The 7978-nt window shown below is 62.4% G+C and carries 6 protein-coding genes; 4 read left to right on the top strand and 2 right to left on the bottom strand.

Annotated features, from left to right (window positions below; genetic code table 11):
• Window positions 1–144 precede the first annotated feature (144 nt).
• Window positions 145–1080 carry a 4-hydroxy-tetrahydrodipicolinate synthase gene (gene dapA / locus VFE81_RS22870; RefSeq protein ID WP_325046777.1) on the bottom strand — a complete coding sequence of 312 codons (936 nt, stop codon included), beginning with the start codon at window positions 1078–1080 and terminating at the stop codon, window positions 145–147.
• 412 nt (window positions 1081–1492) lie between these two features.
• Between dapA and VFE81_RS22865 the strand changes: the two genes are divergently transcribed.
• Window positions 1493–2785 carry an aspartate carbamoyltransferase gene (locus VFE81_RS22865; RefSeq protein WP_325046776.1) on the top strand — a complete coding sequence of 431 codons (1293 nt, stop codon included), beginning with the start codon at window positions 1493–1495 and terminating at the stop codon, window positions 2783–2785.
• A gap of 235 nt (window positions 2786–3020) precedes the next feature.
• Window positions 3021–4484, top strand: coding sequence for an amino acid permease (locus tag VFE81_RS22860; protein ID WP_325046775.1), 1464 nt, complete (start codon window positions 3021–3023; stop codon window positions 4482–4484).
• 23 nt (window positions 4485–4507) lie between these two features.
• On the opposite strand, the gene VFE81_RS22855 is transcribed toward VFE81_RS22860, so the two are convergent.
• Complete coding sequence (locus tag VFE81_RS22855; protein WP_325046774.1) at window positions 4508–5596, bottom strand: zinc-binding alcohol dehydrogenase family protein; 1089 nt, start codon at window positions 5594–5596, stop codon at window positions 4508–4510.
• A gap of 90 nt (window positions 5597–5686) precedes the next feature.
• On the opposite strand from VFE81_RS22855, the gene VFE81_RS22850 reads away from it, so the two are divergent.
• Together VFE81_RS22850 and VFE81_RS22845 are read left to right on the top strand one after the other, a co-directional pair.
• The gene (locus tag VFE81_RS22850; RefSeq protein ID WP_325046773.1) at window positions 5687–6598 is read left to right on the top strand and encodes a LysR family transcriptional regulator; all 912 of its coding nucleotides are present in this window, start codon (window positions 5687–5689) and stop codon (window positions 6596–6598) included.
• A gap of 331 nt (window positions 6599–6929) precedes the next feature.
• A partial coding sequence (locus VFE81_RS22845; RefSeq protein ID WP_325046772.1) for a TonB-dependent receptor plug domain-containing protein occupies window positions 6930–7978 on the top strand: 1049 nt, incomplete at its 3' end.

The following is a 7978-nucleotide window of genomic DNA, read 5'->3' as shown; positions in this document are numbered from 1 at the left end:
TCACGAACCATCATCTCAAATACAGACGGCCGTGCGAGACGTCAGATGGCGTGTACCGGATGCCGCGTGTCAGATGCGATCTCCGGACCCAGCGAACTTGCCGTGCGCGTTGGGCGTCGATACGCACGGCAAGCGCATCCGCACTCAAGCTGACAATGCCACCGTCTGCGGCTCCATCCGGTCAAGCCCTTCCAATGCCATGAGCCGCGCGACCAGCGCATCGCCGGCACGCGTCATCGGCATGCGCAACTCGTCGCGTATCAGGCCTTGCGCAGCGAGCAGGGCCTTCACCGGCGCCGGATTCGGTTCAGCGAACAGCGCCTGGATCAGCGGCACAAGCGCATGAAAAATGCGCCGTCCTTCGTCGAGCCGGCCCGCTGACAGCGCACGATACAGCGCGACGAACCGTTCCGGCCGCAGATGCGCCGAGGCTGCGATCGCCCCGCTCCCACCCAGACACAAGGTGTTGAAAATATTGATGTCTTCGCCGGTGAGCACCTGCAAGCGGCCGTCACGAATCAGCGCGAGCGTGGTGTCGAGCGAACCGGCGCAATCCTTCACCGCCTGAATCCGCGGATGCGCGGCGAGCGTCAGCAGGGTGTCGAGTTCGAGCCGCACGCCGGTTCGATAGGGAATGTCGTACAGCACGACGGGCTTGTCGCTCGCATCGGCAAGCGCCATGAAGTGCCCGACGATGCCCGCTTGCGAAGGCCGGATGTAGTACGGCGCGGCCATCAGCACACCGGCTATCGGCAGTGAATTCAGCTGCCCGATGCGCTCCTTCATGCTCGCCGTGTGATTGCCCGACACGCCGACCAGCACCGGCAGCGCTTGTGCTCGTGCTTGTGCATCAACCGCGCCGCGAGCGACGGCTTGCGCTTCGTCGAGAATCGTCGCCAGCACGGCGTCCTGTTCGGCGGCGTCGAGCGCGGCCGGCTCGCCGGTCGTACCGAGCGCAACCAGTCCGGCAATCCCCGCGTCGGCATAGCGGCGCACCAGCGCGCGCAGCGCGGCGTGGTCCACCTCGCCATCGGCGAACGGCGTGATGAGCGGAACCCAGATACCCGAAAAAATAGACATGTCTTTACCTCGATGACGACCGTATCGATTCCGATCAGCGGTGCGAGGGAAGAAAAACAGGGAATGCCGCGGAGGGCGTTGACCGGCTGTTCCGTCGCAACATCTGACGGAACAGCGTGCTCCGGTCAGATGAGCGGCTGTTTTTTGGCTTTGGCGCTAACGTTCGCGAGATTCGCGCGTGCGGCCACGACGTTCGCAAAAGCGAGACGTGCGGTGGTTGACGGGCGGAGTCGAAACGTTTGGCCGGGATGCATAAAACGCAGTGTAACCGCGTCCGGCGCGAATTTGCAAAACGGGCCTGCCAAGCAGGTTTGCCAAGCTCACGCAAAATTGCTTGACTTCTACGACAGGGAAACTAATATACGCACCGCGTACATGACCAGTACGCGACCCACTCCCGACAGGTGCCCGTATGAGCGTCCCGCAACAAGCCTTCCTACGCGACGCGATGCGTCGCCTGAATATGACCCGCGACACGTTCGCGAGCCGCATCGGCGTATCGCGCCGCGCGCTCGACACATGGCTGCTGCCGGACGATTCGCAGGAATCGCGGGCCATGCCGGAGATCGTGGAGCGTTTCGTGTCGGAAATCGTGGTGCATGGCGAGCCAGGCGAAAAGTATACGCAAAGCGTAGATTCGCAGTCACTTGCGAGCCAGATGCTTTTCGAAGGCAAGCCGCAGCTGCTGTCGGTCGATCAGTTCTCGCGCGACTCGGTCGAGGCGTTGTTTCGCGTCGCCGACATCATGCAGCCGATCGCGCGGCGCCGGAAAATCTCCCGTGTGCTCGAAGGCGCGGTGCTCGGCAATCTGTTTTTCGAGGCCAGCACGCGGACTCGCGTGAGCTTCGGCGCGGCATTCTGCCGGCTCGGCGGCTCGGTGTGCGACACCACCGGCTTCACGTTTTCGTCGATGGCAAAGGGCGAGTCGATCTACGACACCAGCCGCGTCATGAGCGGCTATGTGGATGCGTTGGTGATCCGCCATCCGGAGCAAGGCTCGGTGGCCGAATTCGCGCGCGCCACCAACGTGCCCGTGATCAACGGCGGCGATGGTCCGGGCGAACATCCGAGCCAGGCGCTGCTCGACCTGTACACGATCCAGCGCGAGTTCTCGCGGCTCGGCAAGATCGTCGACGGTTCGCATATCGCGCTGGTCGGTGACCTGAAATATGGCCGCACGGTGCATTCGCTGGTCAAGCTGCTGGCGCTGTATCGCGGCATCAAGTTCACGCTGATCTCGCCGCCCATGCTCGAAATGCCGAGCTACATCATCGAGCAGATCTCGCGCAACGATCACGTGATCGAGCAGACCCACGATCTGACCGCCGGGCTGCGCGGCGCCGACGTGGTGTACGCCACACGCATCCAGAAAGAGCGCTTCACCGACGAATCGTTCGAAGGCTACACGCCGGATTTCCAGATTAATCAGGCGCTGATGGACAGCGTATGCGGCGCCGATACGTTGATCATGCACCCGCTGCCGCGCGACAGCCGGCCGGGCGCGAACGATCTAAGCGTCGATCTGAATCACGATTCGCGCCTTGCGATTTTCCGGCAAACCGATAACGGCATCCCGGTGCGGATGGCGATTTTCGCGGTGCTGCTGGGTGTCGAAAAGCTGGTCCAGCATTCGATGCGCGACGCCGCGTGGCGCCCGCCGGTTTATCTCGGTCCGGACGATGCGGTGTTTCACGGCATCGATTGATCAGGATTCGATGATTAAAAGACGGCCTTGCGGCTCACCCGCAAGGCCGTTTTGGTAACCGCAACACCGATCTTCAGTACACAGCGGATTAAATCCAGACTAGACTGAATTCGACAGTTCCCTCCTCAACCGCAACATCAACAGTGTCAGTCGCCTTTAAAGAAGTCGCTTATTGCAGTGCGTCACGGATCGATTCGATTTCGGATTCACCAACATACGAACTGGACGACTCATCATGGCCGACACAAGTTATATGGCGCGCAAATCCGTCGCGGATATTGTTGCAAGCGCGGAGGGCGGTGAACACCATCTGTCGAAGTCGCTGGGCGCGCTCAGCATTACGGCGATGGGTATCGGCGCGATCATCGGCGCCGGCATCTTTGTTCTGACCGGCACGGCCGCGGCGCATTATGCGGGGCCGAGCATCATTCTTTCGTTTGTGCTCGGCGGGATTGCCTGCGCCTTTGTCGGACTCTGCTACTCCGAGCTGGCCGCCATGCTGCCGGTCTGCGGCAGCAGTTATACCTACACCTATGCCACGCTCGGCGAATTATTCGCGTGGATCATCGGCTGGGATTTGATCCTCGAGTATGCGATGGGCGCGGCGACCGTTGCGGTCGGCTGGTCAGGCTACATCGTGAGCCTGTTGCATAACGTTGGGATTAGCATTCCGCCCACCTTCGCGGCTGCGCCCGGCACCACGGTAACGCTCGCCGATGGCAGCACGGTCGCCGGTATCGTCAACTTGCCGGCGGTCTTCATTATCGCCGTGCTGACCACCATGCTCGTGCTCGGCACCAAGGAGTCGGCGCGGCTCAATAACATCATGGTGGCGATCAAACTGACGGTGGTGCTGGCGTTCATCGTCATCGGCGCCTTCTTTGTACATCCGGCCAACTGGCATCCGTTCATTCCACAGAACACCGGTGAATTCGGCAACTTCGGCGCGAGCGGCATTCTCCGCGGGTCGGCCGTCGTCTTCTTCGCTTTCATTGGCTTCGATGCGGTGTCCACTGCGGCCCAGGAGGCACGCAAGCCGCAGGTCGACATGCCGATCGGCATTCTGGGCTCGCTGGTGGTCTGCACGATACTCTACATTGCGGTCGCTGGCGTACTGACCGGACTCGTGCCGTATGCCGAACTCAACGTCCCGGATCCGATCGCGAAAGGTGTCGATGCGATCGGTGTCACCTGGTTTTCCGTGCTCATCAAGATCGGCGCGCTGACCGGCCTGACGACCGTGATACTTGTGCTGTTGTATGGCCAAAGCCGCATCTTCTTCACGATGTCACAGGATGGCCTCCTGCCGCACCTGTTCGCGCGAGTCCATCCGCGTCTGCAAACCCCTCATCTGAGCCAGATGATGATCGGCGCCATCGTCGCGGTTGTGGCGGCGTTCACACCGATCAACGTATTAGGCGAGATGGTCAGCATTGGCACCCTGTTCGCGTTCGTTCTCGTCTGCGGCGCCGTGATCTATCTACGCCGCAGCGACGCGGGAGCCTCCAGGCCGTTCCGCGTGCCGGGCGTGCCGGTGATCCCGATCCTCGGGATTCTGTTTTGCCTGCTGCTGATGGCCGGGCTACCGCTCGTCACGTGGTTACGGCTCGTTGTCTGGCTCGTGATCGGGCTCGTCATCTATGGGATCTACGGCCGCAATCATTCGCGCCTTCGCCATCCGGAACGGGTTCGCGACTGATCTGATATCACCGTGCGTCGTGCTCAACCCCACGCTTGCGGGGACTGGCCTTCCACGACCGTGCATTGCAGACCCGACATGCGGCCGGCAGCGTCGATGGCCGCTTCGAGTTGGGCGAACGGATACGACTTCAACTCGACCGCCTCGAGCGGAATCTGCCCGGACGTCACGAGCGAAACCAGCGCGAGATAGTCGGCGCGCGTGTACATGAAGTGGCCGATCAATTCCCAGTTGTTCAGCAACATCTCGCCATAGGGAATCGGCAGATCCACCTGCATGCTACCCATCAGCACGAGCCGCCCGCCGCGGCGCAGGCTGCGCAATGCGGCGAGGGTCGCGTTCGCGTCGGCGGCTTGCCCGACCATGTCGAACGCGAGGTCAGCGCCACCACCGCTTGCGGCGCGAATCGCCGCTGTGTCTTGCGCGGCGTCGCCGGTCAGCACGACGGGCACCACACGCCCGCGGCCTTGCTCGACCAACGCTTGCAGCGGTTCCAGGCGCCGGCCGAGCGCGACGACCTTGCTCGCGCCGAGCGCCAGCGCGGCCAGCACCGCCGCCGAACCGAAGTAACCGCTCGCGCCGTTGACCACCACCGTTTCGCCCGCCGACAGACGGCCGCGTCGCAAACCGCCGAAGGGCACCGCGAATTTGGCCAGCACCGCGAGACGTGCTGCATCGATCTCATCCAGACCGTCCAGCGCAATCAGCGTCGCGGCCGGGAATTCGGCCAGTTCGCGCAACGTGCCGTGTGAAAACTCAGCCAGCAACACGCCGCTGTCGGCGCTGATGCCGGTAAGCCCCAGCAGCGCTTGCGCCGGCTCGCGCACCGTTTCGTCGGCAATCCAGTACGGATTCACCGCGACCCGCTGACCTGCGCGAAACGCCACGACGCCCTCGCCGACCGCAACGATCCGGCCAACACCATTGGTGCCGGGCGAAAACGGTCCCGGCGGGTACGCGTACGGCAATTTCCCTTCGACATAGTTACGCGTGTAACTGAGCAGCGGCACCGCCTCCATTCGCACCAGCACGGCGTTACGGCGCGGCTGCGGTTGGGTCACGTCGCGCAAGGCGAGCGGCTTGCCGGGTTGATCGAGCATCCAGGCTTTCATGTTGATGTTCCTTGAGTTCGTTTCGGTGCTTGAACTGTAGAAGCGCGGTACGTATTCTAGAAATCAATTACTCATATGCGACCTATCAACATGATTGATCTGCGCGGCATCGATTTGAATTTACTGGTTTCGCTCGACGCGTTGCTCGCCGAGTCCAATGTCACGCGCGCGGCCGAGCGGCTGCATCTGACGCAACCGGCCGTCTCCACGCAACTCGCGCGCTTGCGGCAGATCTTCGGCGATCCTCTGCTGCTGCCCGCCGAAACCGGCCGCGGCATGACGCGCACGGCCCGGGCGCTGGAGTTGATGACGCCGCTGCATGCCGCGTTGAAAAGTCTCGAAGCGGTGGTGCGGCACCAGTCGGCCTTCGATCCCCTCATCGACATAAGGCGCTTCGTGATTGCCGCGCACGACAACGCCACCGCGGTGCTCGGCATGCGCCTGATGGAGCGTTTGCCGGCATTGGCGGGGCCGGGTGTGCGCGTGGCGTTTGTAATCGGCGATCAGCCCACCGCCGCGTCACGGCTCGAAAGCGGCGAAATCGACCTGTTGCTCGGTTCCGACCGGATGATTCCGCCGTCGATGAAAGCTCGCAAGCTCTACGACGAGCATTTCGTGTTCGTGCAGCGCAAGGGCCACCCGCGCGGCACCGCGCCACTCGACCTCGACACCTACTGCGCGCTCCATCACGTACTCGTGTCGACTAGCGGCGGCAGCTTTCACGGCTTCATGGACGAGCATCTCGACGAACTCGGCCGCGAGCGACGCGTCGCGCTGTCGGTCCAGCACTTCACACTGGTGCCGGAGTTGCTGTCGAACACCGACTATGTTTCGACGCTGCCGTCGCGCTTCGCGGCACGCTACGTCGATCGGCTCGATACCTTTGCGCTGCCGTTCGACGCGCGCGGTTTCACGTTGTACGCGGGGTGGCATCCGCGTAATCAGGCCGATCCGGCGCTCGTGTGGCTGCGGGAGACGCTGGCCGGGTTGGCGGCACAGTAAGAAATCTCAAGGCGGATACACGCCCTTCGATCAGGAGCGGCGCCTCACTCACAGAAAAAACCGCTCACACGACAGACGCAAAGTCGTTGCCATCTATTTTTCATCGCCAAATCCCCGTCTTCCTGGCCCATCTTCGTCGATCAACCCCTCAAATCCATACGGCGGCTCACGGTTCAAATCTCATATTCCGGATTTTTATGATGAGAACGCTTCTCAATTACAACTATATTGCATAGAATGCACTCCGAAAACACTTTGTAATAAATATGGAATGACCGGGTAAGGAATGCATTGCCTACCCGGCCACCAGCTCTCAACGATGGGGATAAAAATGAAGTTGCGGTCCGACGAACCGAAGCTCGGCAAAATCAGCACGACGCTGTGCGGCATGTTGGCGGCCGGCCCAGCTCTCGCACAGGGCACGGCCATCACGGCGTCGCCCGACAAGGAGAGCCAGCTCGCGCCGATCGCCGTGCAGGGCCAGGCGGACGACGGCTTCAAGACCGACCACTCGGCGTCGGTCAAATTCACCGCGCCGCTGGTCGATACGCCGAAGTCCGTGACCGTGATTCCGCAGGAATTGATCAAAAGCACCGGCGCATCGACGCTGACCGAAGCGCTGCGCACCGTGCCAGGCATCACCTTCGGCGCGGGCGAAGGCGGCAATCCGCTCGGCGACCGGCCCTTCATTCGCGGCTACGACGCGCAGGGCAGCACCTTCGTCGACGGTATGCGCGACATCGGCGCGACCACCCGTGAAGTGTTCAATCTCGAAAGCGTCGAGGTGACCAAGGGTTCGGACGGCGCTTACGGCGGCCGCGGCGGCGCGGGCGGCAGCATCAACCTGATCACCAAAACCCCGCATCTGGGCAATTCCGCCGACGGAAGCGTGGGCCTCGGCACCGACCGTTATCGCCGCTTCACCGCGGACGGCAACTGGCAGATGGCCGATCACGCGGCCTTCCGCCTGAACGTGATGAGCCACAACAACGACGTGGCCGGTCGCGACGCCGTCAACAACGAGCGCTGGGGCATCGCGCCGTCGTTCACCTACGGCCTTGGCACGCCGACCCGCGTCACGGCGAGCTACTACCATCTCTCGACCGACGACCTGCCCGACAGCGGTATTCCGTACTTCTACACGACGACCAACAAGCCGGCCAATGTCGACACGATCTATCCGGCCAATGTGGACCGCCGCAACTTTTACGGCCTGATCGATCGCGACTTCCGCAAGACGACCTCGGACGTTGGCACGGTGCGCATCGAGCACGACATCAACAGCAACCTGACGATCCGCAACACCACGCGTTATACGAAATCCACCCAGGACTACATCTGGACGCAGCCGGACGATAGCCAGGGCAACGTCGTCAACGG

The sequence above is a fragment of the Paraburkholderia sp. genome, from assembly GCF_035656215.1.
Lineage (GTDB): Bacteria > Pseudomonadota > Gammaproteobacteria > Burkholderiales > Burkholderiaceae > Paraburkholderia.
The sequence above is the reverse complement of the archived record's forward strand: the minus strand, read 5'-3'. Positions and strand labels throughout refer to the sequence as shown.

Excerpts from the sequence above, each read along its gene's own strand:
- dapA (WP_325046777.1), bottom strand. The coding sequence starts at position 1,080 with ATGTCTATTTTTTCGGGTATCTGGGTTCCGCTCATCACGCCGTTCGCC.
- VFE81_RS22865 (WP_325046776.1), top strand. The coding sequence starts at position 1,493 with ATGAGCGTCCCGCAACAAGCCTTCCTACGCGACGCGATGCGTCGCCTG.
- VFE81_RS22860 (WP_325046775.1), top strand. The coding sequence starts at position 3,021 with ATGGCCGACACAAGTTATATGGCGCGCAAATCCGTCGCGGATATTGTT.
- VFE81_RS22855 (WP_325046774.1), bottom strand. The coding sequence starts at position 5,596 with ATGAAAGCCTGGATGCTCGATCAACCCGGCAAGCCGCTCGCCTTGCGC.
- VFE81_RS22850 (WP_325046773.1), top strand. The coding sequence starts at position 5,687 with ATGATTGATCTGCGCGGCATCGATTTGAATTTACTGGTTTCGCTCGAC.